General features: G+C 69.5%; 23 protein-coding genes. 3 read left to right on the top strand and 20 right to left on the bottom strand.

Going from position 1 to position 23,915, the window contains the following annotated elements; all coding sequences use genetic code 11:
- Positions 1–194: 194 nt before the first annotated feature.
- Positions 195–1,727, bottom strand: a complete 1,533-nt coding sequence (locus tag ACTWQA_RS04605) for an ABC transporter substrate-binding protein (RefSeq protein WP_443158048.1) — start codon at positions 1,725–1,727, stop codon at positions 195–197.
- A 152-nt stretch (positions 1,728–1,879) separates the two neighbouring features.
- Between ACTWQA_RS04605 and ACTWQA_RS04600 the strand changes: the two genes are divergently transcribed.
- Positions 1,880–2,959, top strand: coding sequence for an inositol-3-phosphate synthase (locus ACTWQA_RS04600; RefSeq protein ID WP_443158047.1), 1,080 nt, complete (start codon positions 1,880–1,882; stop codon positions 2,957–2,959).
- On the opposite strand, the gene ACTWQA_RS04595 is transcribed toward ACTWQA_RS04600, so the two are convergent.
- From ACTWQA_RS04595 to ACTWQA_RS04515, 17 genes are read right to left on the bottom strand one after another with little or no spacing between them, the layout of a single operon-like run.
- Positions 2,934–3,584, bottom strand: coding sequence for a 4'-phosphopantetheinyl transferase family protein (locus tag ACTWQA_RS04595; protein WP_443158046.1), 651 nt, complete (start codon positions 3,582–3,584; stop codon positions 2,934–2,936). The two genes, ACTWQA_RS04600 and ACTWQA_RS04595, sit on opposite strands and share 26 nt — an antisense overlap.
- Positions 3,585–3,619: 35 nt before the next feature.
- The gene (locus tag ACTWQA_RS04590) at positions 3,620–4,771 is read right to left on the bottom strand and encodes an acyl-CoA dehydrogenase family protein (protein ID WP_443158045.1); all 1,152 of its coding nucleotides are present in this window, start codon (positions 4,769–4,771) and stop codon (positions 3,620–3,622) included.
- Positions 4,768–5,361, bottom strand: a complete 594-nt coding sequence (locus ACTWQA_RS04585; RefSeq protein ID WP_443158044.1) for a hypothetical protein — start codon at positions 5,359–5,361, stop codon at positions 4,768–4,770. Before ACTWQA_RS04585 ends, ACTWQA_RS04590 begins: the two co-directional genes overlap by 4 nt.
- Positions 5,358–6,161 carry a hypothetical protein gene (locus tag ACTWQA_RS04580; RefSeq protein ID WP_443158043.1) on the bottom strand — a complete coding sequence of 268 codons (804 nt, stop codon included), beginning with the start codon at positions 6,159–6,161 and terminating at the stop codon, positions 5,358–5,360. Before ACTWQA_RS04580 ends, ACTWQA_RS04585 begins: the two co-directional genes overlap by 4 nt.
- A 1-nt stretch (position 6,162) precedes the next feature.
- Positions 6,163–6,426, bottom strand: coding sequence for an acyl carrier protein (locus ACTWQA_RS04575; RefSeq protein ID WP_443158042.1), 264 nt, complete (start codon positions 6,424–6,426; stop codon positions 6,163–6,165).
- Positions 6,423–7,700, bottom strand: a complete 1,278-nt coding sequence (locus ACTWQA_RS04570) for a type III PLP-dependent enzyme (protein WP_443158041.1) — start codon at positions 7,698–7,700, stop codon at positions 6,423–6,425. Before ACTWQA_RS04570 ends, ACTWQA_RS04575 begins: the two co-directional genes overlap by 4 nt.
- Positions 7,697–8,998 (bottom strand): preATP grasp domain-containing protein, encoded by a 1,302-nt coding sequence (locus tag ACTWQA_RS04565; protein WP_443158040.1) that lies wholly within the window; start codon positions 8,996–8,998, stop codon positions 7,697–7,699. The genes ACTWQA_RS04570 and ACTWQA_RS04565 overlap by 4 nt, the downstream gene beginning before the upstream one ends.
- A 38-nt stretch (positions 8,999–9,036) precedes the next feature.
- Positions 9,037–9,969, bottom strand: a complete 933-nt coding sequence (locus tag ACTWQA_RS04560; RefSeq protein ID WP_443158039.1) for a 3-oxoacyl-[acyl-carrier-protein] synthase III C-terminal domain-containing protein — start codon at positions 9,967–9,969, stop codon at positions 9,037–9,039.
- The gene (locus tag ACTWQA_RS04555; RefSeq protein ID WP_443158352.1) at positions 9,966–10,196 is read right to left on the bottom strand and encodes an acyl carrier protein; all 231 of its coding nucleotides are present in this window, start codon (positions 10,194–10,196) and stop codon (positions 9,966–9,968) included. Before ACTWQA_RS04555 ends, ACTWQA_RS04560 begins: the two co-directional genes overlap by 4 nt.
- Positions 10,197–10,224: 28 nt before the next feature.
- Positions 10,225–11,883 (bottom strand): acyl-CoA dehydrogenase, encoded by a 1,659-nt coding sequence (locus ACTWQA_RS04550; RefSeq protein WP_443158038.1) that lies wholly within the window; start codon positions 11,881–11,883, stop codon positions 10,225–10,227.
- On the bottom strand, positions 11,876–13,441 hold the full coding sequence (locus tag ACTWQA_RS04545) for an acyl-CoA dehydrogenase family protein (protein WP_443158037.1): 1,566 nt from the start codon (positions 13,439–13,441) through the stop codon (positions 11,876–11,878). Before ACTWQA_RS04545 ends, ACTWQA_RS04550 begins: the two co-directional genes overlap by 8 nt.
- Positions 13,438–15,180 carry a fatty acyl-AMP ligase gene (locus tag ACTWQA_RS04540; RefSeq protein ID WP_443158036.1) on the bottom strand — a complete coding sequence of 581 codons (1,743 nt, stop codon included), beginning with the start codon at positions 15,178–15,180 and terminating at the stop codon, positions 13,438–13,440. Before ACTWQA_RS04540 ends, ACTWQA_RS04545 begins: the two co-directional genes overlap by 4 nt.
- Positions 15,173–15,823, bottom strand: a complete 651-nt coding sequence (locus ACTWQA_RS04535) for a hypothetical protein (RefSeq protein WP_443158035.1) — start codon at positions 15,821–15,823, stop codon at positions 15,173–15,175. Before ACTWQA_RS04535 ends, ACTWQA_RS04540 begins: the two co-directional genes overlap by 8 nt.
- On the bottom strand, positions 15,816–16,874 hold the full coding sequence (locus tag ACTWQA_RS04530; RefSeq protein WP_443158034.1) for a hypothetical protein: 1,059 nt from the start codon (positions 16,872–16,874) through the stop codon (positions 15,816–15,818). Before ACTWQA_RS04530 ends, ACTWQA_RS04535 begins: the two co-directional genes overlap by 8 nt.
- Positions 16,859–17,920 (bottom strand): polysaccharide deacetylase family protein, encoded by a 1,062-nt coding sequence (locus tag ACTWQA_RS04525; protein WP_443158033.1) that lies wholly within the window; start codon positions 17,918–17,920, stop codon positions 16,859–16,861. Before ACTWQA_RS04525 ends, ACTWQA_RS04530 begins: the two co-directional genes overlap by 16 nt.
- Position 17,921: 1 nt before the next feature.
- Positions 17,922–18,911, bottom strand: a complete 990-nt coding sequence (locus ACTWQA_RS04520; RefSeq protein ID WP_443158032.1) for a Gfo/Idh/MocA family protein — start codon at positions 18,909–18,911, stop codon at positions 17,922–17,924.
- Positions 18,908–20,221, bottom strand: coding sequence for an aspartate aminotransferase family protein (locus ACTWQA_RS04515; protein WP_443158031.1), 1,314 nt, complete (start codon positions 20,219–20,221; stop codon positions 18,908–18,910). Before ACTWQA_RS04515 ends, ACTWQA_RS04520 begins: the two co-directional genes overlap by 4 nt.
- A 145-nt stretch (positions 20,222–20,366) precedes the next feature.
- On the opposite strand from ACTWQA_RS04515, the gene ACTWQA_RS04510 reads away from it, so the two are divergent.
- Together ACTWQA_RS04510 and ACTWQA_RS04505 are read left to right on the top strand one after the other, a co-directional pair.
- Positions 20,367–21,185, top strand: a complete 819-nt coding sequence (locus tag ACTWQA_RS04510) for an inositol monophosphatase family protein (RefSeq protein ID WP_443158030.1) — start codon at positions 20,367–20,369, stop codon at positions 21,183–21,185.
- A gap of 28 nt (positions 21,186–21,213) precedes the next feature.
- Positions 21,214–21,810: a LuxR C-terminal-related transcriptional regulator gene (locus ACTWQA_RS04505; protein WP_443158029.1), complete on the top strand. Its 597-nt coding sequence runs from the start codon at positions 21,214–21,216 to the stop codon at positions 21,808–21,810.
- Here the strand turns inward: ACTWQA_RS04505 and mftF are convergent.
- On the bottom strand, positions 21,782–23,077 hold the full coding sequence (gene mftF / locus ACTWQA_RS04500) for a mycofactocin biosynthesis glycosyltransferase MftF (protein WP_443158028.1): 1,296 nt from the start codon (positions 23,075–23,077) through the stop codon (positions 21,782–21,784). The two genes, ACTWQA_RS04505 and mftF, sit on opposite strands and share 29 nt — an antisense overlap.
- Entirely contained in the window at positions 23,074–23,820 is a 747-nt protein-coding gene (locus tag ACTWQA_RS04495; protein ID WP_443158027.1) for a hypothetical protein, read from the bottom strand. The genes mftF and ACTWQA_RS04495 overlap by 4 nt, the downstream gene beginning before the upstream one ends.
- Positions 23,821–23,915: the final 95 nt, after the last annotated feature.

Below are 23,915 nucleotides of genomic sequence, written 5' to 3'. Positions count from 1 at the left end.
GCGAGCCCCGTCCGCCGCAGGGCTTCCGGCGCGACTTCTCCTGGCCTGGCCAATGAGCGGCCGTGCTGGAAGGAACGTCCAGTGAGGCCGAAGCACGGCGTGGCTGTCATTCGTCCGCCCCTCCCCTGCCAGGAGGTCATATACCCTGCCGCTGATCTACGGTTTCGGGGCCGACGGGCATCGGGTGTGATCGGTCAGCTCGCCCGCGCGGGTCGCAGATTGAGCAGGACGATGGCCGCGTCTGGGCAGGTGTACGGGGAGGGCAAGGCGTATGGATCTTCACGAGACGGCCAGCCCACGTAGTTGGTCGTCCTGAACTGCGCCCAGGACGGGCTGTAGAACAACGGAAGCAACGGGTACCTCGTCATCACAATGTCACCGAGCCGCTGGATTGCCTGCCGCTGCTCGTCCGCATCGTCGGTGAAGGCATAATCGGCGAGAAATCCCTCCGTCTCCTTGTCCTGCCACCGTTGGAAGTTGCCGACAACGGCCGGAGTGCCGACAGGCGGGGCGAGGCGCCCGAACATCGTTGACCACATCTGCAGGAAGGGCGTGGGACCTCCGGGGGTGTCCTTGATAGTCAGGTCGAAATCTCCCAACTGCACCCTAGTTAGCCATTCGTCGAAGGCGAGGCTCTGGGACCGCAAGGTGATGCCGATCTCCGCGAGGTCCTCGACGATGAGGTCTGCGGCCCGGACCCAGTCGGTGAACGGCTCCGGCACCAGCAGGGAGAAGGTGAGCTGATCTGGCGTGAAGCCGTTCAGCAGCTTCCTTGCCACGGCGGTGTCGATGCCGAAGGTGGCTGTGCGTTGCCTGGGGCTCATGTAGTGCTCGCTGCCCGGCATCAGCATCCCGGTCGGATGCGCGACCGTGGTGTAGCCGCGTTCGGCGATGTCGACGATCCGTTGCCGGTCGATCGTGAGGCTGATCGCCTGCCGTACCTCCACTGCAGAGAGCACCGGATGCGCCAGGCCGGCCAGCAGGCATACCAGCCCTTCCGGCGGGAAGAAGAATGTGTTCTGGTCGGGACGTCCTCGCACGAAGGTTTCCTCGATGTCGGGCACGTAGGTGCCTGCCCAGTCGAGTTGACCGCGCCGCAGCTCTTCCTGCGCGGCTCGCGCCGTATGGGCCGGGAAGCGCAGGAGCGGCACGGCAGGTTTTCCCAGCTGCCAGTACGCCTCGTTCCTGCGCATCTCGTACAGCTCAGGAGAGAACGCCGACAGCACGTAGGGCCCCGTCCCGACCGGTCGCGGATTGGTGTGGGTGACGGGGTCGGCGACGCGTTCCCACAGGTGCTTCGGCACGATCGGTTGATTACCGGCGACTTTGAACAGTTTGATATAGGAGTTGGCGGCGAAATGGAGCCTGACGCGATCAGCGGCGAGCACTTCCGCGTGATCCAGCTCCAGCGGCCCCTTGGTCAGCTCCGGGTGCCTGTTCAGTGTGTCGAAGGTGAATGCCACGTCCTCGGCGGTGAACGCCTGACCATCGCTCCACCTCACGCCGGTGCGCAGCGCAAAGGTCAGCGTCCTGCCCGTATCGGACCATTCGTGCCCCGTGGCCAGCCAGGGTGTGACCTCGCCAGGCTTGAGCCGGTTGAAGAAGGCCAGCGTCTCGTAGATCATCCCGGTGGTGCCGTGGTTCGCGCCGTCGAGGATGAGGGGGTTGAAGTTCTCCTCGAAAGCGTCGGCATCGACGGCGTGGATGGCGAGCGGCGGCAGGCTCATGAGTCCCCTTAGCTGATAGTGACAAATCAGACAATTCCCTGGCTGAGAACCCCTCACAAGGGAGTTGTCGGCTTCCCGACAGATTTATGGTCCTTCGGCATTGACTGGACTTGGATGGTGGCCATTCGCCATCCCCTGATTGGAGTGACCGCATGGGTTCTGTTCGCGTGGCGATCGTCGGTGTCGGCAACTGCGCGTCGTCGCTGGTCCAGGGTGTGTACTACTACCGGTACGCCGATCCCGGCAGACGGGTGCCGGGCCTGATGCATGTGAAGTTCGGCGACTACCACGTCGGCGACGTCGAGTTCGTCGCGGCGTTCGACGTTGACGCCAAGAAGGTCGGCCGTGACCTGTCCGAGGCGATCGTCGCGAGCGAGAACAACACGATCAAGATCACTGATGTGCCGCCGACGGGGGTGACCGTTCAGCGCGGCCACACCTTCGACGGCCTGGGCGAGTATTACCGCGAGATCATCGAGGAGTCCGACGAGACCCCGGCCGACGTGGTCCAGGTGCTCCGCGACAACCGGGTCGACGTGCTCGTCTCCTACCTGCCCGTCGGCTCCGAGCACGCCACCCGGTTCTACGCGCGGTGCGCCATCGAGGCCGGGGTGGGCTTCGTGAACGCGCTGCCGGTCTTCATCGCCTCCGACCCGGAGTGGGCGGCGAAGTTCACCGAGGCGGGGGTGCCGATCGTCGGCGACGACATCAAGTCGCAGGTCGGCGCCACAATCACGCACCGTGTGCTGGCCAAGCTGTTCGAGGACCGTGGCGTTGAGCTGCTGCGCACCTACCAGCTCAACTTCGGCGGCAACATGGACTTCATGAACATGCTGGAGCGCAAGCGGCTCCAGTCCAAGAAGATCTCTAAGACGCAGTCGGTCACCTCGCAGATCCCGCACGAGATGGGCAAGGCCGACGTGCACATCGGGCCGTCGGACCACGTGCCGTGGCTGGACGACCGCAAGTGGGCGTACGTGCGGCTCGAGGGGCGGTCGTTCGGCGACACTCCGCTCAATCTCGAGTACAAGCTCGAGGTTTGGGACTCGCCCAATTCGGCCGGCATCATCATCGACGCCGTCCGGGCCGCCAAGATCGCGCTGGACCGGGGCATCGGCGGGCCGATCCTGTCGGCGTCGTCGTACTTCATGAAGTCACCGCCCCAGCAATTCTCCGACGATGAGGCTCGGGACTACGTCGAGAAGTTCATCCGGGGTGAGGTCGAGCGCTGATCGCCACCGCCGCCCGGTACCCGGGCGGCACCGGTATGTCCAGGACCAGCCACGTGCCGGGCAGCGCCTGCTCAGCGTCCCGGACGAGGAACGGAGCCAGCCGGCGGACCGGGAGACGCAGCCCTTGGGCAAGCCGGCCGCCCGCTGCCTTGACACAAGCTTCCCTCCGCGCCCAGAGTGACGCGAAGCGCTCCGGTGATCCCCTGACATAGGCGGCGTCACCTGACGAGAAGAAGCGGGCGGCGAAGGCGGCCCTGTCGAGCTCGGGCCGCACCCGCTCCACGTCCACCCCCACGCTGCGCCCGTGCGCCACAGCCACGAGCGCCAACTCCCCGGAGTGGGACAGGTTCCACTGCACGTCAGGATGCGTCGGCGCGTACGGCTTACCGTGCCTGCCCGCGGCGATCCATACCTCCGCCGGGGCTATCCGCATCCGCACAGCCAGCAGGCGCCGTACCGCCGCGTGGGCCACGACATAGCGCCGGAAGGCCGCGGCGTCGGCGAAACGCCCCGCCCGCCCCCGCTCATGCTCGTCCAGGGTCGCAAGAAGGGCTTCCAGATCGGCCTCCTGGTCGAGGGCCACCTGCCAGATCTCAAGATCGTCAGGCAGGGCCACGCCGGCCATCAGTGCGAGACTGTGTGACCGGCGTGCGCGCGTCATCAACCGGCGAGCTTTCTCTGGACGAGCGCCTGGAAAACGTTGAGGTGATGGATGTTGCGGGTGCCCTCCATGTATTCGACGGCGCGGGCGTCCCTGGCGTACTTGTCCAGCATGGGGTGCTGCAACCGCGCGCCCGCGCCAAAGAAGCCGAGTGCCTCCAGTGTCACCTCTTCGGCCAGGCGGGAGGCACGGGACTTGGCGGCCGACGCCAAGGCGCCGAGCGCCGGGTCGTCGGCGTCGGCCGCGGTGGCGGCGCGGCGGACAAGCTGCCGCACCGCGCCGATGCTGCGGCCCATCGCGTCGAGTTGAGACCTCTCCCATGAGGTGAGGTCGCGCCGTTCCGCGCTCACGTACTCATAGGCGCCCCGCGCGATGCCGAGGCCCAGGGCCGCGACACCGGGCCGCAGCTTGTTCAGGCCGCGCACGGCGCCCAGAAGGCCCCGCCTCGTGGGCGACAGATGCGCGCCGAGTATGCGGTCGTGCGTTATCTCCATATTGTCGAATCGCACGTCGGTGACCTGGTTGCCGCGTAGACCGACAGTCGGGAGGGGGGTGGCGGTGAAGCCGGGCAGCCGAGTCTCGACCAGGACGGCCACCACCCCGAGCGGCCCGGGCTTGACCCGAGCGAAGACCACGCCGGACGAGGCGCGCGCGGCGTTGCCGATGAATCGCTTGGCTCCGTTGAGGAGCAGGCGGTCGCCATCGGGGGTGAGCGAGGTCTCCAGGGCGGCGGCGTCGGAACCGCGAGCGGGTTCTGTGAGCGCGAAGAATGTCCATGTGGGGCGTTCCAGGACATGGGTGAAGAACCACTCCTGCTGTGCCTTGTCGCCAAGCTGAGAGACGAGGACGCCGGACATGGACGGACCCGGCGCCGCGAGCATCATCCCGGCGTCGGCGGCCGCGAACTCCTCACAGATCGTCACCCGCTCCATCGAACCGCCGCTGTAACGGTGGCCATCGAGCAAGATCGGATCGCGGTCGTACTCGTCAGGAACGGGGGTCCGGGCCAGGAAGACCATGCCGGGAAGATCCAGGAGGTCGTGTACGAGGTCCGGCGCGCGCTCCAGCTCGAAGGAGTGCTTCGCCAGTTCGACAGCCCACTCGTGGGCGTAGGCGCGCAGTGTCAGTTGCTGTTCGGTCAGGTCGATCATGCCGTCCGTCCTGTGTACGCGTCGGCCATGAGCTCGGAGACGTGGGCGTCCTGGCCAGGACCGTCGGCGCGCAGGCTGCTGCCGCCGAGCAGGCGCAGTAGCCTGCGGTCGGCGCGGGTGATCTGTTGATGCAAGCTCGCGAGTGCGTCCTGGCTGAGGTCGCCCGGCCGTGCGCCGTCCAACATGGTGAGGACCTCCAGCTGCTCGACCACGGCCTCGGCGAGCTGGCCCTTGACCATCTGCTGGAGCAGTAGTGGGGACCCCCCGACCGTGCGGCCGCCGAGGTAGTCCAGACATGATTCGAGCAGCGCCTCGGACAGGCCGTAGCGCAGCCAGACGAGCCCGAGCGCCCAAGGAGGCGACACCTCTCCTGAGCGGCCGGGGTCGCGCAGGCCGTCGATCAGCCGGCCATGCAAGTCGATCGTGTCGAGGAGCACGGCGGTGGGGCCGGCCTCGATCAGACCGCGGGGGACGAGCGCATGGCCTTCGGGACCGTGCTCGAGTCGCCCGTCGGTCCCGTGGAGCAGAGTCAGCGCGACGACCAGGCCTTCCGTTCGCGCCGCTGTTCGCAGGGAGTCATAGGAGATCATTGCGCCTCGCTAGGGATGTCGAGGGTGCAGATGCTGAGCAGCCGGCGCGCGTGGTCGTATTCGGCGACGGCGGCCCGGCGGCCCCTCAGCCCGGGCAGGGCCGCGGCGAACTCCACCCAGGCTCCCGTGCAGGGCCGTCCGGGCCGCGCCACGCGAAGAACGGGAAACCCACTCGGTAACACCATGGCCAGTTCGCGTCCGGCGATGAGCGAGGTACCCGCCTCCAGCGCGCCGGCGAGCAGTTTCGAGGCCTGCTCGGGCGCCACGTCCATCCAATGCCGAACGGCGAAGCCGTCACCGGCGCGACCGTCCTCGGTGAACAGCAGGGCGACCACGCGGTCCTCGCGGGGCGTGCTCTCGCTCGGACCCGGCACGTCGTACGGCAGACTCCGTTGATCCATCACCATCAGCAGGGCGTTGTCCGGGTCGTACAGCGCGATCAGCCCGAGCGCGGTGAAGGGCGCGATCGCCCCCTGGTCACCCACGCCCAGCGGGAGCGGGTCTCCGGGGAGCATGTCAGCCAGCATCGCGATCGGCGATTGGACCAGATCCGCGTCGGGCACCGCGCTGGCGATCGCGACGACGTCCATGGCGACCGGGACCGGTCCCAGGTCCTCCAGCACTGCCGCAGCCATCTCGGCGTAACTGTTGCGCCGCGTCAACAGGTGTCCGGGCCGCAGGGCCAGGCCGTACTGGCCGGTGATGTCGTGGATGTAGTGCTCCATCAACCGGTGAGATCGCCCCGGCGAGAACGGACGGCCGTCCTCGAACGATCGCGTCTCGATCCTGTTCAGGCGCACGTCATGCCTGCTCGATGACGTAGTCGGCGAGCGTGCCGACCGTCTCGAAGTGGTGCTGCTCCAGCGTGTCGGTGTCGAACTCGATCATGATCGAGTCCTCCAGACGCATCAGCAGTTCGAGGACGGTCGTGGAGTCGAGCCCGAGATCGTCGAAGAGCGCGGAGCTCTCCGAGATGCTCTCGGCGTCGCGGTTGAGTATGTCGGCAAGCTCCCCCGCGATCGCCTTGGTGATCGCGGAACGCTCGAGGCTCTGGGTGTGGCTCATGCGCGGTTCTCCTTGCAGGGGAGGGACAGGTGCTGCTGCCGCAGCAGGTCGTCGACACCGTCGCGGTCGCGGACCAGCCGCGGCTCCCCGTCGACGACGAGGACCTCGGCGGGGTGACCGTGGCTGAGAAAATGGACAGGCGAGGCGCTGGGGCCGTACGCGCCGGACCTGAGAACGCCGAGCAGGTCGCCGGGCCGCAGGTCGGGCAGGTCGACTGCCTTGCCGAGGATGTCGTTGGGCGTGCACAGCGGGCCGGTGACGGTCCACCGTCCGGTGGTCTCCGCCGACCTGCTGAGCAGACGAATGGGGAAGTTGCGCTTGACGAACGACCCGATGCCTACGGCCGCCATGTGATGGTTGGTACCGCCGTCTGCGATCGCGAAGTGCTCGCCCATCGAGCTCTTCACGTAGCGGACGCGGATGGCGTAGATCCCGCAAAGGGCTGCCAGGTAGCGTCCGAGCTCCATGACCATCCGGGTGTCCGGGTGCCGTGCGCAGAACTCCTCGATCATCGGGTTGAGTAGGCCGGTCAGCACCTCCACGTCGAGGTCGCGCTCGCCGTCGAAGTAAGCCACGCCGAGCCCGCCCCCGACGTCCACGAGGTCGAGCGGGAAGCCGAGCTTGTCCGACAGCCGCTCCGCCAGGTCCAGGATCAGGCGGGTGTTCTGAGCGACGACGTCCTCGCTGAGGATGCGCGTGCCCATGTATGCCTGAACGCCGGCCAGGCGCACGTTCGGGTAGCGCTCCGCCAGATCGGGTTCGGCGAGGAGCTGATCCTCGTCGATGCCGAACTGGCGCGGCTTTCCCCCCATGGTCAGCTTCGAGCCCTTGACCGCGAAGGCGGGGTTGACCCGGAGCACGACAGCAGCCCGCGCCTCGCGCTCGGCGGCCAGCCGGTCGATCAGCTCCAGCTCGCCGAAGGATTCGCACACGATCGCATGGATGCCCGCGTCGAGGCAGGTTCGCAGTTCTGCCTCGCTCTTGCCGGGGCCGAGGAACAGGATGTCGCCGGGCGAGATGCCGGCGCGCAGCGCGGTGGTCAGTTCGGCCAGGGAGGAGACCTCGGCACGCGCGCCGAACGAGCCCAGCAGCGCGCAGATGGACAAGTTGGGGTTGGACTTGAGCGAAAAGAAGATCTCCATCCGGGGATGGAGCCGGGTGCGTAGTCCTTCGTACTGTCTGCGCAGTTCATCGCCGTCGTAGATGTAGAGCGGCGTGCCGTACCGCTCAGCCAGGTCTTCGATGCCGAGGCCCTGCACCGTGAATGCCGTCATGGGAGTCTCCTCACGATCTCGTTGTCGAGCGCGGCCAGCGCCGCCCGGTCGTCGGCGATGAGCAGGCCGTACAGGCGTCCTCCAAAGGAGGCGTCCCGGGCGGCGGCGTTGACCGTGGCGAAGTTGTTGACGAGCAGGCCCGTTCCGCCGCGGCCGTCCAGCAGTCGGCCGGCAAGTCTTCGCCGCAGGTCCCGGTAGGACAGGCGCTCGTCGAGGTTCAGCGGGTACTGTCTGGCTAGCGCGACCTGCCCGGGTTCCATGAACCGTTCCTGGGCCGGCAGCTGATAGGTCGACATGTTGTTGCGTGCGTTGATCTCGATCACGGGATAGAGGCCGCCGTCGGGCGCCACCATGGCGTCGACGCCGACCACACCGTAGAAGCGGTCACGGGCGAGCACCTTGGCCAGCCGGTGGGCGGCGTCTTCGAGCTCGGCCACCTGCTCGGGGACCAGTTCGGCCGGAATCCTGTGGCCCTTGTGCACGCCGGCCTCGATGATCGCCTCCTTGACGAAGTCGAAGTGGGCCGATCCGTCGGGGCCCACGGTGAACTGGTAATTGAGGTCGGCCACCTTGGCCACCCATTCCTCGACCACGAGGGCGAGCGTTTCGTCTCCGGTCCTGGCCGCCCGGCGCCGGATCATGGTGTGCAGACGATCCAGCTTCCGCACGTCGGCGATCACCGAGATGCCCTTGCCCGACACTCCGAACGCGTCCTTGACCACCACGGTGCGGTCCCGGCTCAGCAGGGAGCGCGCCTCGTCAAGCGCGACCTCCAGCTCGCTCAGGCTGCCTGCGGTCCATCCCGCGGCCTGGCGCAGGCCCGTCTCCTCGGCTGCCCGGCGGCTGTAGATCTTGCTGTTGGCCGCCTTGCACACCGCTGCGGGCGGCGTGATCAGCGGCAGGCGGGCCGCCGCCGCCATCCGCTCCTCCAGGACGGAGGTACCGTGCGGGGCGATCATGGCGCCGTCGAGCGCGGCCAGCCTCGCCAGGAGCCTCTCGTCGTCCAGCGCGTCGAGCGTCACTGTCCGCGCGGGGTCGTTGCGCACCACGGTGTGCAGGTGCGGGAGTGGCACGCCGAGCGCGTCGAGGTGCGCCAGGTAGTCCTCGTCCGGTGCCTCCTTGAGCACGACGTGGTCGCTGGGGCCGGCGAGCAGGAGCGCGAACTCGTCCATCCGGTTGACGATCGCGGCCGTGGCCGAGAAGTCCACGCGCGGCAGGCCGTTCTCCCCCTCGGCCCACTGGTCTTCGACCTCGAAATTGCCCACGAAGACCAGCGGGGTGTGGGGTGAACCGGTCACCGCCGATTTCATCCTGGTGAGAAACACGATGGGGTCTCCTAATGCTCGAAGATCATGGCCGAGAACGTCGCCCCGAGTCCGACGGCGGCCATGAGGTAGCGGTCCCCTGGATTCAGCCGTCCGAGCTCGCGCGCCGACTGGAGGTTCAGGAAGGGATCAGCGCAGAAGCAGTGGCCGGTCACCGGGATGTTGTCCAGGAAGACCCGGTCCAGGGGGAAGCCCAGCAGGCGGCACAACCGCACCCAAGAGACACGGTTGACGTTGTGCGGCAGGATCAGGTCAAGGTCGGCGAGGTCCAGCCCAGCCCGCTCGGCCGCCTCCTGGATCACCTCGGCGAGCGCCTTCGGATAGACCTCGCCGAACTCGGCCGCCAGCGCTGCAGAAAGCGTGAGCCCTGCGCTGAATCGCCCGTGAGTACGAGTGGCATAGCTCAGCAGTCGGTCGCGCCCACTCCCCGGACCGACCAGGACCGCAGCGGTTCCCTCTCCGTTGATGGCCGCGTCAGGCACCAGCTTGGCGGCCAGCGTGAACGTCTTCTCTCCGGCCAGCACCAGGGCGAGCGTGTCAGGGTCGCCGTTCTCCTCCAGCAGCCGGCCGGCCAGGTCCACCGCCAGCAGACCGGACGCGCAGGCATGATGGAAGACCACGAACGCCTGCGCCCGCCGCAGGCCGAGCGCCTGGGCGACCTCGTGGACCGCGCTCACCGGATATGGCGTCGCGACCGGCATGGTGCGGGCCTGAATGACGAAGCGGATCCGCTCCTCCAGGCCACGCAGCTCGCTGAGCTTGCCCGCGGCGGCCAGGAGCAGGTCGGTGATGTCGCCTTCGGGCTCGCGCAGGATGTGCGACAGATCGTAGAACCGTTCGAACATCTTGATCTGCTCAGGGGGCAGTTCGAGCTCTTCTTGGAGCGAGCGGATCGGGACCCGTCGCGACGGCAGGTTGGTAGCCAGCCCTTTCAGGACGGTCACTGCTTCGCCACCAGGGACGTCAGATGGTCTGCCAGCGCGTTGATGGTCTCGTAGTCCCAGGCCACGGTCGGCTCCAGTCGCAGGTCGAGGCGGTCCTCGATGTCGCCGCACATCACGAAGGCGTACACGGAGTCGAGCCCGTAGTCGCTGAGCGACACCGAGCCGCTGATCTCGGCCGGATCTTTGTCGAGGTAGGAGGCCACCAGGTGGGTCAGCCAATCACGCATGTCGTCCACAGGTATCTCCTTCACATGGTCAGCCGGCGATCGGGTCGGCTGTCAGGTCGAAACCGCGTCGGTCTGCTTCCCGGGTCAGCAGCTCGGACATGAGGTGCCGGGTCAGTGAGGCGGTCAGGTGGCCGTCGCCCTTACCGATCCGGGCCGTGAGGCGGGTCAGCGCGGCCACCACCCACGCAGGGTCCGCGAGGAACCCGCCTTCGGCATGCCGCCAGATCCCGAGGCAGGCACTCGCGGCCAGCACCGCCGACAGCCGTGCTGGTACGGCCAGCGCTTCGGGGGTCGCCCCCACGCCGGTGTCCCTGGGCCGCAGACTCCCCGCCTCGGCCGTCAGCTCGATCAACTCGTCGGCGAACAGCGTCGTCAGCCGGCGCAGCTCGGGGGGGAGGCCGCCCTCGTCGAGAAGAGCCAGGGGTACTGAGCTCAGGCTGTCTCGCCCGCCAGCGGCGACGGTCAGCTCCTCGAACGGTAGCGGCGTCAGTTCGGCGCCGAGCCGGAAGACGGGGGCGGGCGGCGGACAGGCGGACGGCCATGATCGATGCGCGAGCTGGGGCATCTGCGGTAGGACGGTGGCCAGGCACGCCACCCTTGCCGCGTGACCGAATCCGATGACGGCCAGGTCGCGCAGCAGCTTCTGAAAGATCGCATGATCGCCCTCTCGGATGTAGAAGTGGGCGCCGAGCACCAGCGACAGCCGGTCCATCGCCTCGATCAACTGCTGGGAGACGGCGTACTTCACGAGTGAGGCCGGGACGCTGGCCGTACCGGGCAGCTCGTGGACTGTGCGCGCGGTCACCGTGCAGAAGGCGTCGCACAGCAGCAGGTCGGTGAAGGCTTCAGCCAGGATCGCCCGCACGTGCGGGATGTCCGCCGCGGTGCGGCCGTAGAGCCGTCGCCCCGTGGTGAACCTCAGCGCGGTGCGCAGTCCCGTGTCGAGTACGCCGGTGATCATCGCAGGCAGCGCCGCACGGGTGAGCTGGAAGGAGCGCAGTGCGGTCTCGATGCCGCGCCCCGGCGTGCCGAGGATCGCGTCGTCGGGAACCGGGCAGTCGGTGAAGACGATGCCGCCCAGCTGGACGCCACGCATACCCATGCTGGGAAAGCGTGGCAGGTAGGCCATCCGGTCGGCAGGCAGGTCGGCCTTGTCGACGAAGAGCTGGGAGTGGCTCCGGCTGCCGGCGCCGGGCGACGTCCTGGCGAAAATCACGAGGGAGTCGGCGCGTTGGGCGTTCGTCACTACCTCTTTGCGGCCGTTCAGCCGCCCGTCGTAGGCCGTGAACTCGGCGCGGGCGAAGTCATTGCCGTGAGCCAGCTCGTGGTAGACCGAGGCGATCTTCCGGTTGGCCAGCATCTGCTCGGCGAACCTCTTCTTCTGCTCCGGCGATCCTGCCGTCCACACGTTGACGGAGGCGATGAAGCTGCTCGCGCCGTAGCCGAGGCCAAGACAGGGGTCGCGCCGCCATACGGCGCGCATCAGCCGGCCCAGTCTGTCCAGGGTGGTGAAGCGGCCGCCGAGCTCGGCGGGGACGAACTCGGCGTTCATCCCGAAGGCGTCGAGCCGCCGCTCGGCCTCGGTGAACATCTCCTGTCGCTCATCCGCGGCCACCGCGGCTGCGTGGCTGAGCGGGTTCGCCGGGTCCCAGGGGTCGCCGAGCAGGCGTTCCAGCGCTTCAGTCATTGAGGACCTCCTCGGCCAGCCGATCGTAGGCGGCCTTGGCGGGTCGGCCGGTGAGCCCGGCCAGGACGTAGGCGAGCGCTGCCGTGGCCTGACCTGTGGCGAGGGCGCCGACCCGGTGCAGCCCGAGTACGGCGGCCCCGGCGAAGCAGAACTCGTAGCGCTGGGCCAGCGCGAAAGCCTCGGAAGGCACGTCACGGGGGGCAGGTTTGACCCGCACGAGCTTCTCGTGCAGGTCGTCGCAGGCCCGCAGCAGTTCGGTGGCGCCGGTCAGGTCGCCGGGGCCGTCGCGCAGGCTCTGCACCAGGCTTGACCCGTCCTTGGACGACAGCGCGAGCCGCCGCGGATCGCTCGGAGGGAGGGGTCCGCGCGCGTCGAGCGCTTCTCGCAATCCCATCTCGTCCACCTTGCTCGCGCGGTAGCCGCGGACCAACGCGGGGAAGTGGTTGATCAGGGCGTTCCGGTTGACGAACGAACTACCGTCGAAGATCGCCACCACGCGGTGGTCGCGGTCGAGCTTTTGGAAGGCGCCGTGGTCGAGGACCTCGGTGAGAAAGGCGCGGGCGCCCAGCAACGTCCCGCACCCGGCGATCAGTTCGTCGACCCTGGCCGGGACGAATGCCTTGGCCACGGCTGAGACGACGGCCATCTCGCCGGGCAGGGTGTGGATCGACCGGGCCGCGACCGTAGTGACGGCCTCGGCCACCGTCCTGGCCGCGTGCGCCTCACCCAGTTTCCGACGGATGTGCGGCATGTCGATGAGCCGCCTGCCGTACAGGTGCCTGGAGCGCGTGAACGCGGTCGCCTGGCTGAGTGCCTGATCGGCGGCGCCGAGAGACAGTCCGGCGCAGAAGGTGCGGGTGAGCTGGAGCGCCTTGAACACCAGCTCAAGGCCGCCTCCGACCGGACCCACCAGGGCCGCCGGGGCGTCGCGGAACTCGATGCCGCTGATGTCCGCGCCCCTGATGCCGTGCGTCGGCACCTTGGGCAGCAGGCGGTAGCTCCCCTCGGGCAGGGTCCGCTTGTCGGCTAGCAGGATGCTGAACCCGCGTGGCCCGCCTGCGGGCGAGGTGCGGGCGAGCACGCTGACCAGGCTGCTACGAGTGGCGTTGTTGATCAGCCATTTCTCGCCGGTCAGCCGGCCCTCGGCAGCACGGACCTGGCCGGCCAGCAGGTCGCTGCCGTGGTCGCGCTCGGTAAGCGCCAACGAGACCGGGATGCCGGCCCGAACCTCGCGGGCCAGCCCTGTTGCCTGGTCGCGGTCGCCCGCCAGCCAGACGCATACCGTGCCGAGGAAGGTCTTGCCGTGCGCGACCGCCACGGTCAGGTCCCGGCGCGCCACCACCCTGACGAGCTCCAGCAGCTCAGGGTAGGAGCGCAGGTCGCCGCCGAACTCGGCGGGCACGTAGTGCGCGGCCAGCCCGAGCCTGTCGAGCTCGCGGCAGTGGTCGGCGGGGAACGCCTCGGCCCTGTCCAGTTCGGCCAGGCGTGCGAAGGAGAAGAGACAGCGTGCGTCGGTGGGGTCACCCAGCGCGCGGTCCAGGTCGGCGGCGGTGGTCATGGCGTGTCACTCCGGTACCGGGTGCGCACGGCGGGTGAGAGATCCTCATACACGGTCCTGAGCGCGCCGCGGGTGAACAGCTCTCTGGTGAGGACACGCTGGATCTTGCCGCTCGTGGTCCTCCTCACCTGCGAGGTACGGACCAGGACCACGCCGCCGACGGGCACGCCGAAGTCACGCTGGATCGCCCTGCGCACCTCCGCGGCCAGCAACGCCGGCGTCATGTCCTCCAGGGCGTGGGCCCGGCACTCCTGCACGATCACGATCTGCTCGTTGGGGGTGGGCACGGTGAAGACGGCTCCGGCGCCGCGGGCGAGGGCCGGATGCGCGTTCCGCGCCGTGGCCTCCAGGTCCTGGGGGTAGAGGTTCCGGCCTCGGACGACGAGCACCTCCTTGATCCTTCCGGTCACGTAGAACTGGCCGTCGTGGATGACTCCGAGGTCGCCGGTGCGCAGGTAGCCGCGCTTCCCTGCCCCGAAGACGGCGGCAGTCGCGTCCGGGCGGTTCCAGTAGCCACGGGTCACCTGGGGCCCGCGCACCCAGATCTCCCCGATCCGGCCCTCCGGCAGGAGCTCGCCCGTGACCGGATCGGCGACGACGACCTCGTCCCTGACCAGGCCGCTGGAGACGAGCGGCTGGCTGCGGTCGGGCGGCGTCTCTGTGGTCGGTACCAAGGCTCCAGTGGCCAGTTCGGCGGGGTCCACGTGGGTCGTCACGGTGCCCAGTCGCGGATCGGCACAGGTCACGGCAAGGGTAGCTTCGGCCAGGCCGTAGGCGGGAAGCATTGCGGCGGGGTCGAGGCCGTACGGCGCGAAGCGTGCGGTGAAGGCCTGCTGGGTAGCCGCCCTGATCGGCTCGGACCCGTTGAGCATCTGGGTCACCGAGGACAGATCCAGCCCGGCGGCCTGCTGCTCGGTCACGCTGCGTACGCACAATTCGAAGGCGAAGTTCGGGGCGCCGGTGAAGTTGATCCGGTGCCGCTGGAGCAGGTGCAGCCAGGAGTACGGCCGCATGGCGAACGCCAGCGGCGGCATGAGCACGGTGGTCGCGCCCAGGGAGAGCGGGAACAGCAGCAGGCCGATGAGGCCGAAGTCGTGGAAGGTCGGCAGCCATCCTCCGAAGCGCGTGTCCGGGGTCGCTCCCGTGAGCCGGCGAAACAGCTCGGTGTGCTCCAGCAGGTTGTGGTGGTCGACCATCACCCCTTTGGGATCGTCCGTCGAGCCCGAGGTGTACTGGAGGAAGACCAGCGACTCGGCGCGGGTCGCCGTCGGCTCCGTCCAGCGCTCGGCCGGCGGGCGCGGCCCGTCGACGGCGAGGCAGGCGATCTCGTCCATTCCCGAGTCGGTCACCCATCTCTGGACGGCGTCGAGGCCGGCCTGCTCGGTGAGGACCGCAGCGACGCTCGCGTCCCTGGCGATGGCGGTCAGGCGAGTCTGCTGGCTTCGGTGGCCGTCGGGAGGCGGCGCGGGGACCGCGACCATGCCGGCGTAGAAACAGCCGAGGAAGGCGAGGGCGAAGTCGAGTCCCGGCTCGTTGAGCAGCATGATCCGGTCGCCTGGATCAGCGTGCAGTTGCAAGAGCGCCGCGACCTGGCGCGCCATCCGGTCCAACTCGCCGTAGGTGACGGACCGGTCGGCGGTCGCGTCCATCGGGTCAGGCGAGAAGATGACCGCCTCGCGGTCGGCGTGGACGACGGCCCAGTCCCGCAGGACCGCCGTCAGCGTGTCGTGGTCAGGCATGCGCCCCTCCCGGAGTGGAGTACCTGATAGGGATGATTTCGCCGGGTTCAACCGGGTGACAGCCGCGTTCGGGCGGCCCTTGGGCTATGCCTGATCGGCCGCCCAGCCCGGCGCGCACGGCGCCCAGCCTGACCCGTGCGTACAGCGTGTTGAGGTCGTCGAACTCTCGGCCCGCATGGGGTGAGAGGAAATGCGAGACCACCGAGTGCGTGCTCCGCGTCGCGGCCGGAACCACTGCGTCCCGGACAGCACCGGCCGATGTCAGCGGGTCCGCCCATCTCTCCGCGGCGTCCAGAGCGGCCAGCAGGTCGGTGGCGTTTCCGAGCGTTCGGTGCCTCGCTGCGAAGACCGCCCGGGACAGGTAGGAGCCGGCCGGTCGCCCGGCGGCGAGCACGGCCAGCATCGCCCGGTTGGCCAGCCACTCGCAGGCCAGCACTGTCACCAGTGGCCGGTCAGGCGGCTCGTTCGGCGGACGCTCGTCGTGGCACGCCGGCCCGACGCCGCACCAGGGGCAGCGGACGGCGCGGAAGCTCATCTGCGGGTCGAGCACCCCCGGCGGCGCCGGGATCGACGGTGGGACGAGCAGCAACGCCCTCGCCTCACGCCGCGCCATCCGTTCGGCGATGGTCGTTTCCTCACGCACCGATGAACTCCAGCCGCCGTGGCCGCGCTGCCGTCCGGCCGTGTTCGACGGCCGCGACGCCCATGTCAATCAGGGCGGCGCGCGAACGCGCGTCCATGCCGGCACGGTCACGGTCGCTGAGACCGGAGGAGACCCACGAGCTGATCGCCTCGTGCAGGATCCAGCCGCCCCTGCCGCCTTCGCCGGCGGCGTCGGCGCCCAGGATGTAGGCCGCCGCCCACAGCTCGCGTGCGTATGACGGCAGATCGCCCGGTGCCGCCCGCAGGATCTGCCGCGGCTCCAGGCCGATCAGCGCCGACCAGTCTGCCCAGTACCAGCCGAACGGATGTTCGACGGGTTCGCCCGGCCGCGACAGTCGTAGGAAGCAGCGCGAGTCGATCAGTTCGACGGCCAAGCCGCCTGGTCGCCTGTCCTGCCCGCCGTCCCAGTGGTGCGGCGCGAGCGGGCGGCCGTCGGCGTAGACCGTGGCGTGGAAGGAACCGGGATGGCCAGCGAGGCTCTGCTCGTCGGCGTGGTCGAGGAGGTGCGGCACCGTCGCGACGGCCGGGATGCCCTGCTCGGCGCAGAACAGCGCGATCATCTCGTCGTCGTCGCGGACGTCGTCACTGATCGGGGCGAGAAATACGGCCAAATCTCTGGCACGGGCCGCGGGCAGCACGAGTCCCTGGGTGGGTATCCACTCGACCCCTGACAGTGGCGCCCACGCGGAGCCGGTGGCCGCCGCCCGCCGTACGAGGTAGGAGTTCTGCGGACTGTTCCAGTTGGAGTAGAGGGCGATAGCGTGCTTGGGGCGGTGCCGGATCGCCGCGAGCAGGTGCTCGGCGAAACCCGGGCTCAGCCGCACATCGTCCTGCAGGACGAGATGGTGGGTGGCCGCGGGAAGACCGGCTGCCCAGGCGCGCTTGGCGGTTCGCAGCGGACTGGGCGGGCTGGCGGGGTCGGGGTCGACGACCACCCGCGCCGACAACGGTGCACACGAGGCCAGCAGTGCGGGGAGACGATCGGCTCGACGTGGATGGTGCATGATCGCGACGCTCAGGCGGACGTCCATGACGGGGCTGTGTACTCCTTGTCGGCATCGATCAGGTCGTCGACCGGGACGAATTTGCACCCTCTGACCATGAGGTTCTCCAGGATCAGCGGCAATGCCTCGACGGTCTGGGTGCGGTCGCCGCCGCCGTCGTGCAGGAGGATGACCGACCCGAAGTCCGTGTCACGGATCACCTGCCGCACGATCGCCGGCGTGCCCGGGAGCGTCCAGTCGCCGGCCTCCACGTCCCAGAGCACGGTGGCCTGCCCGGCTGAGGCCACCGTGCGCAGCACATCGGCGTCGCGGCCGCCGAACGGTGGCCGGAACAGCGTCGGTCGCTCGCCGGTGATGCCGGCCAGGACCGCGGCGGTCTGCTCCACCTGGGCGATGACCTCGACCGGGGTGAGATGTGGCAGGTAGGGATGCGACCAGGTGTGATTGCCCACGCTGTGGCCCTCGTCGGCGATCCGCGCCACCAGTTCGGGGTGAGCTGCGGCGTTCATGCCGAGGCAGAAGAAGGTCGCGGTCACCTCGTAGCGTCGCAGCATGTCGAGCAGGCGCGGCGTGTGATCGGGATGTGGCCCGTCATCGAAGGTGAGGGCCACTACGGGGCGGGCGCGGTCGCCGTGGGTCAGACACCTGCCCTCCGCGATCAGTTCCCGCTCGACGGGAGCTGCCCGTTCGAGATCCTCCTCGATGTGCTCGTCGAGCCCGGTGAGTGTGCCGGAGTCGAGCGTGAGCCGGGTCAATCTCGATCTGTGCGTACGGCCGAGCCCGGCCAGCGCGGCGGGATTGGCCGAGCCGAAGGTGCGTCGAGGCGGCGCCGTTCCCGGATCCGCCCGGTGAACGGACACTCCCGCGGCGGTCAGGTGGCCGTCGATGAGGCCGTTGGTGCTGTCGATGACGCACGTCAGCGGCTCGGCCGCGGCGAAGCGCAGGAGATAGGACACCACCGCGCCGATGCCGCCCGTGCCGAACCGGGCAGGCGGCGCGACGGGGACGCCCGCTCCGTCTACGACGGAGACCTCGTGCCCGTCGCCCTCCCATCCGAGGCCCGCGTACCACATGTCAGCCTTCCCGGATGGGGACGGGCTCCCCGTGCAGGCGAGCCGATGTATAGGCGGCTTCGATGATCTCGGTGGTGGAGATCACGTCGGCCAGAGGCCGCTCCCACGCCGCTGGGCGGCACAGCACCGCGGTGAAGTCGGCGAACAGGCCGGCGAACCACTCTTCGTGGGTGGAACTGCCCGTTGGTGACTCCAGCGCGCGTTCCTCGGTTCCGCCGGGGCCGATCAGCCGTGCCGTGCCATCCGTGATCGTCACTGAGCCGGCCGGGCCGGTCAGGGCGTAGAGGTTGGTGCGCCGCTCGCCCACCCAGCTCAGCTCGATGTCGGCGGTTCCATGCGGGAAGTGCAGCCGCACGTTCATGGCCTCGTCGAGGCCTTCCGTCTGCCAGCGAGCCAGTGCCGACACCTTGGCGGGTGGCTCGCCGAACAACCGCGTGGCCATGTAGACGCAGTGCGAGCCGTGGTCCAGCAGGATCCCGCCACCGGCGATGCGCAGATCGCGCCGCCAGTCGGGCTGGTAGCCGCGGCTTCCTTTGGCGTGCGTCTGCCGCTCGATGCGGATGCGCAGCGCCTGCGGTGTGCCCGCAGTGGCGGCGCATTCGCGGAGCTGCCCCATCATCGGCGAGAACAGGTAGTTGTGCGCCGGGTAGAGCAGCCGCCCCGCCCGCCTGGACGCGGCGGCCATCGCGAGGGCGTCGGCCGTGCGGAAGGCGACGGGTTTCTCACAGATCACATGGCTGCCGGCGTCCAGCGCGGCCATGGTCAGGAGCCGGTGATAGCTGGGAGGGGCGCACACGTCCACGACGTCCGGCCGGTCGGAGCCGGGCAGCGCGGCAAGCTCCGGGTAAGCGCTGACTCCGGCGCTCCTGGCCGCCGCTCGCCTGGCCGGCGACGGATCGACGACGGCGACCACATCCGCGCCTTCGACGCCGGCGTAGGCCGCCAGCCGGGCGGTACCCGCGGTCCCGAAGCCGGCGATGACAACCTTCATCGGGCGCCTCTCGTCAGGGTTGCGCCGATGACGTCGACCGTCTCGCGGGCAAGGTCGGCGTCAACGTTGAGTGGAGGATAGAGCCGCAGCGTGTTGCCGCCGGTCATGACGAGGACGCCGGCTTCGAGCAGCGCCAGGAACGTCTCGCGCAGCACCTCGCCCGACACCGGCTCCTTCGTCGCCTTGTCGGCCACCAGCTCGATGCCGATGGCGAGGCCGAGACCACGTACCTCCCCGACGAGCGGAGCCTCGTCGGCGAGCGGCCGCAGCAGGTCCAGCAACTCGGCGCCGAGCTTGCGCGCGTGCTCGGCCAGGTTCTCCTCGACGAGGACGTCCGCCGTGGTGGCGACGGCCCGGCAGGCCAGGGGGAAAGCGCCGAAGCTCGACGAGCTCGCGCTGGGTTCGGAGAAGGGCGCGGACGCCATGTGAGCCGCGGTGGAGATCACACCCGTGACCGGATACCCGCCGCCCATTCCCTTGCCCACTGTCACGATGTCCGGGGTGACGTCTTCGTGATGGTGGGCCATGGCGGCCCCGGTGCGGCCGAACCCTGTCATCATCTCGTCGACGACGAGCAGGGCGTCGAACTCCTCGGCGACCTCTTTGAGCGCGGCAAGGTAGCCGTCGGGCGGGACCACGTTGCCCGAGCGGCCCTGTACGGGCTCGACCACGATCGCGGCGAGCGCTCCGGTGGATTCGCGTTTGATGACGTCTCGGGCGGCGTCCACGCAGGCCAGCCCGCATGACGGGCTCGTCAGCTGCAGCGGGCAGCGGTAGCAGTTGGCGTACGGCGCGCTGAAGAAGCCGGCGGGCATCGGCCCGAGTCCTTTCCTGGCCCCCGAGGTGAGGGCCAGGCTGCCCAGCGTCTTGCCGTGGAAGCCGCCCCAGAAGGAGAGGAACTCGTGTTTTCCGGTGACCGATTTGGCCAGCCGCAGGCCGGCTTCCACGGCTTCGGTGCCGCCACTGTAGAGCTGGATGCGGTCCAGGGGCGCGCGCAGCAGACGGCGCAGTGCGTTGACCATGTCGAGGCGGGCAGGCGAGCCGAATGCGCCGGTGGGTGTGGTGGCGAGCTGGGCGGCCAGCGCCGCGACGTATCGGGGGTGGGCGTGCCCGATCGAGTTCACGCCTCCGGCGCCCTGAAAGTCGACGATGTCGTGCCTGTCGACGTCAGTGAGCATGGCGCCTTCGGCGCGCTCCACGCACAGCTTCGACCACAGCATCACGGCTTGCAGACCTGGCCCGATGACCTCTTGCTCGTGGGCCCAGTGCGTGTCCGACCTGCTGCGGTCGGCCGTCAGTCCAATTGCCATCTCCAGGCCCTTCCAGGTGTTGACCGGCCCTGTGGGCTTCAGCGTGCTGCCTGGCCCGTCGTGGCATAAGCCACGATCGGCCGGGCGAGCGGGCATACCCGAACGAGCCGATGCCGCGGGAAGCCCGGCCTTCTAGGGTGAGGAGATGGATCATGAGCAGTTGGTCGCTCTGGCCGCGACAGCCGCCGCCGAGGCGGGATCCCTGCTGGTGACGGGTTTCGGCCAGGGCGCCGGTACCCGGGCCAAGAGCGGCAGGCATGACGTGGTGACAGAGGCCGACGCTCGGGCCGAGGCGGTGATCCGTACGGTCCTGGCCGCGTCCTGCCCGGACAGTGCCATCGTCGGCGAGGAGAGCGGCACCAGCGGGGCGGGCGAGGTCGAGTGGCAGGTCGATCCCATCGATGGGACGCACAACTTCGCGCGCGGCCTCGGGTTGTGGGCCATCTCCATCGGGGTGTCGGTGCGCGGTGATCCGGTCGGAGGGGTGGTCTACGACCCGGTGCGCCGCGAGCTGTTCACCGCGGCCGGTGGCGTGCTGCGGGTCAACGGCACACCGGTGTGCCGTTCCGTGGCACCGCCCGATCCGCTGCCCGTCGTGCTGACCGACATCCCGACACCCGGGGTCGGAGATCCTGCGGAGGCGCGGCTGCACACGGAGCTGGTAGAGGCCGCGGACGTGCGCCGGATCGGCTCTTCGGCGCTGGCCCTGGCCTACGTGGCGGCGGGACGGGCGGACATGGCCGCGAACGCCGACGTGTTCGTCTGGGATGTGGCCGCCGGCCGGGCGCTGGTCGTCGCGGCGGGCGGCGGATTCGCCGGGGTGCCAGATGAGCCGGGGACGGAGCGCCGGTCCGGTTTCGTGGCGTGGGGCCCGCTCTTCGCCGCCCAGGGCCGCGACTTGGCGGACCGGCTGGCGGGGTTCGCGGAGCTTACTGTCCGGAACGCGTCAAATGTCTGGCCTTGAGAAACGAGCACTGTATTTGATGAGAGCTATGACAATGACATTTCCGCACCGTACGGCGAACGCACAGATCGACGTCGCGATCCAGGTGGACAGCCTTTTGCTCCACCAGGGTCTGGAGACCATTCTGCGTCGGCTCCCCGTGGTCAACCTCACGGTCCACGGCGCCGATGTCCTGATCACCACCCACCCCCTTCCGGACACCCGTTACGGCGCCGCCAAGGCCCTCGTGCTGCTGGACGAGGCTCAGGTGGCAGGATCGGCGTTCACGCCCTCGGCGCACGCCGATGGCTACCTGATCCTCCAGGAGATCACGGCGGACCTCCTGGGCGACGCCATCCAGCGGGTGACCGCGGGCGAGATGGCCGTCCCGGACAGACTCACCCGGGAACTCATCACCCGTGCCGACACGCTTCAGCGCAGGCCGGTGAGCCTCACCCCTCGCGAGAGCGCCACACTGTCGCTGCTCGCCGACGGCCTGAGCAACAAACAGATCGCCCGCCGCCTGTCGATCTCCGAGCACGGCGCGAAACGGCTGGTGGCGAGCGTGCTGTTGAAGCTGGACTCACCGAACAGGACCGCGGCGGTTGTCGCGGCGATCAAGGCGCGCTTGATCGAACACGCCTGAGACGCGGTAGAAGAGGCCGGAACGTGCGCTCGCGCAGCATCCCCTTCCACAGGCCGACCGCACCCACGACATCGTCCAGCAGATGCGTGGCGACGTACCTGACCGGGTCGAGCGCCGGGCGGCGTTCGACCCACTCGGCCAGCGCCGGCAGAGCCAGCGCGGCCGCGAGCGGCAGGCGCAGCCGGGGCACGGCGAGCGCGGCGGGCAGCATCAGCGGCCACCACACCTGCGCCACGGACGTCCCCACCAGCCGTCCGGCCGCCAGCGTCTCCGTGCCCGCGAGCATCGCCGCTCTTGCGGGCTCGCCGCACACCATCGCAGCCCAGGCCGGGACTCCCGAGCCGGAGGTGTCCAGGGCCGGGATGGCGCCCGGATGTCTCCGGTCGAGGGCGGCCACGGTGGTGCCGTACTCGACGCGACGGGCCAGCCATGCGCGCAGCTGGACCCGATGCCGGTGAGCCACCTTCGCGGCGGGCTCGTAGCGGACCTGCCATCCGGAGGCCGCCAGCCGCCAGACGAAGTCGACGTCCTCGCCGAGCGGAAGCCGTTCGTCGAAGCCGCCACCGGCTGCCGCCCGCCGCACCACCAGCGCCGCTGTCGGCACGTACGGTACGCGACCGTCCGGCCTGACGACCGCGGCGACCTCGCCCATGTCGAGCGACGATCGGGCAGCCTCGTAGCGCGACAGCCAGTCGCGGCCGGTGTCATGGGAGATGATGCGCGGCGCGACTGCCGCCACTTCCGGTGCGGCGAAGTGCGGCAGCAGCCGGTCAAGCCAGCCGGCCTCCGGAACGCAGTCGGAGTCCACGAACGCCGCGTACGGCGTGGCCACGGCGGCCAGCCCGGTGTTCCTGGCCGCGGCGGGCCCGCCCTGCCCGTCGCGGCGCACATAGGCGGCCCCGGCACGTACGGCGACAGCCTCCACGGCGTCCCGGTCCGGCGAACCGTCATCGACGACGATCACCGCGAGCCCGCCCAGTCCCGCCAGGCAGTCCGCCAACTCCAGCACCCGGCCGTGCACCGGGACGACGACGGTGACATCCCCGGTCGTCGGCCCTCCCACGCCCGGTTCGGGCAGCAGCAGCCCGGCCTCCAGCAGGCGCCGGGCGAAGGCCCGGTGCGGGCCGGCGACCCGGTGCCCGGCCTGCCAGCGGGCGACCTCGTCGCGTTGCGCCCGCCCCAGGCGCACCATCCTGGTGGGAAACCCCCCCACCAGCACGCGACCATTGGCGAGGATGCGCGTTTCCGGGGCCATCCGCGGGATCACGTGTACTCTCCCAGCCGTGAAACCGGCACGTCCTCGGAGAGCTGATCGACCAGCAGTCGCTCGCAGCCCCACAGGAACCGCTCCATGACTTCGGACGGCAGGTACATGGTGTCGGCGCACAGCGACAGCAGGGCCGCGCCGGGATGGCCGGGCACGTCGCCCACCTCCATGAAGAACGTGCTGCCCTCCTCGGTGGCGCTGTCGGCCCATCGGAACCGAGACGGGACGCCGCCGCCCTTGGCCGCGGACGGTCCCGAGCCGGTCCGGAAGTCGTTGTAGAAGGAACGCAGCTCGGGGTGGGCGCCCCGCTCCTCCCCGAGCTCGTCGATGATGTCCCACGCCTTGGCGGGGTCGAATCTGCCGTGACGGTAGGCGCGCATGGACGACTTCCAGACCGTCTGGATCACGTCGGAGAAGACCTGGCCTGTCACGGGGATCAGGGCCGGGACGTCCTGCGTGAGCGTGCCGACAGCATGGCGCAGCTCGGCGGGGATCCGGTTTCCCGCCACGAGCAGCAGGCCCACCTCGTGGCGTCCGGTGACCGCGCGAAGCATCGCGGCGGTGGCGGCCAGGGCGATGGTCGAGCTGCCGACGCGATAGCGGGCGGCCAGCGCGTCCAGCGCGGCGCCCACGGCATAGGAGCCCAGGCCGCCCTGCCGGTATCGAGGCTTCTCCGGGGGCGCGGACGCGCGCGGGAAGTTGGCCGAGGGGAAGGCGCGCAGCGTGGAACGGATGTGTGCCAACGCGGCCGTCTCCATCCTGTGCCCGGCGGCCGATCGCTCGACCTCCGCGATCTCTATCGGATGCGCCGCCGACGCGGGGGGGGGGGGAGGGGGGG

The sequence above is a fragment of the Nonomuraea sp. 10N515B genome (genome assembly GCF_052245915.1).
Lineage (GTDB): Bacteria > Actinomycetota > Actinomycetes > Streptosporangiales > Streptosporangiaceae > Nonomuraea.
The sequence above is the reverse complement of the archived record's forward strand: the minus strand, read 5'-3'. Positions and strand labels throughout refer to the sequence as shown.

Coding starts and splice junctions, on each gene's coding strand:
- ACTWQA_RS04605 (WP_443158048.1), bottom strand. CDS start 1,727: ATGAGCCTGCCGCCGCTCGCCATCCACGCCGTCGATGCCGACGCTTTC.
- ACTWQA_RS04600 (WP_443158047.1), top strand. CDS start 1,880: ATGGGTTCTGTTCGCGTGGCGATCGTCGGTGTCGGCAACTGCGCGTCG.
- ACTWQA_RS04595 (WP_443158046.1), bottom strand. CDS start 3,584: ATGGCCGGCGTGGCCCTGCCTGACGATCTTGAGATCTGGCAGGTGGCC.
- ACTWQA_RS04590 (WP_443158045.1), bottom strand. CDS start 4,771: ATGATCGACCTGACCGAACAGCAACTGACACTGCGCGCCTACGCCCAC.
- ACTWQA_RS04585 (WP_443158044.1), bottom strand. CDS start 5,361: ATGATCTCCTATGACTCCCTGCGAACAGCGGCGCGAACGGAAGGCCTG.
- ACTWQA_RS04575 (WP_443158042.1), bottom strand. CDS start 6,426: ATGAGCCACACCCAGAGCCTCGAGCGTTCCGCGATCACCAAGGCGATC.
- ACTWQA_RS04570 (WP_443158041.1), bottom strand. CDS start 7,700: ATGACGGCATTCACGGTGCAGGGCCTCGGCATCGAAGACCTGGCTGAG.
- ACTWQA_RS04555 (WP_443158352.1), bottom strand. CDS start 10,196: ATGCGTGATTGGCTGACCCACCTGGTGGCCTCCTACCTCGACAAAGAT.
- ACTWQA_RS04550 (WP_443158038.1), bottom strand. CDS start 11,883: ATGACTGAAGCGCTGGAACGCCTGCTCGGCGACCCCTGGGACCCGGCG.
- ACTWQA_RS04545 (WP_443158037.1), bottom strand. CDS start 13,441: ATGACCACCGCCGCCGACCTGGACCGCGCGCTGGGTGACCCCACCGAC.
- ACTWQA_RS04540 (WP_443158036.1), bottom strand. CDS start 15,180: ATGCCTGACCACGACACGCTGACGGCGGTCCTGCGGGACTGGGCCGTC.
- ACTWQA_RS04530 (WP_443158034.1), bottom strand. CDS start 16,874: ATGGACGTCCGCCTGAGCGTCGCGATCATGCACCATCCACGTCGAGCC.
- ACTWQA_RS04525 (WP_443158033.1), bottom strand. CDS start 17,920: ATGTGGTACGCGGGCCTCGGATGGGAGGGCGACGGGCACGAGGTCTCC.
- ACTWQA_RS04520 (WP_443158032.1), bottom strand. CDS start 18,911: ATGAAGGTTGTCATCGCCGGCTTCGGGACCGCGGGTACCGCCCGGCTG.
- ACTWQA_RS04515 (WP_443158031.1), bottom strand. CDS start 20,221: ATGGCAATTGGACTGACGGCCGACCGCAGCAGGTCGGACACGCACTGG.
- ACTWQA_RS04510 (WP_443158030.1), top strand. CDS start 20,367: ATGGATCATGAGCAGTTGGTCGCTCTGGCCGCGACAGCCGCCGCCGAG.
- ACTWQA_RS04505 (WP_443158029.1), top strand. CDS start 21,214: ATGACAATGACATTTCCGCACCGTACGGCGAACGCACAGATCGACGTC.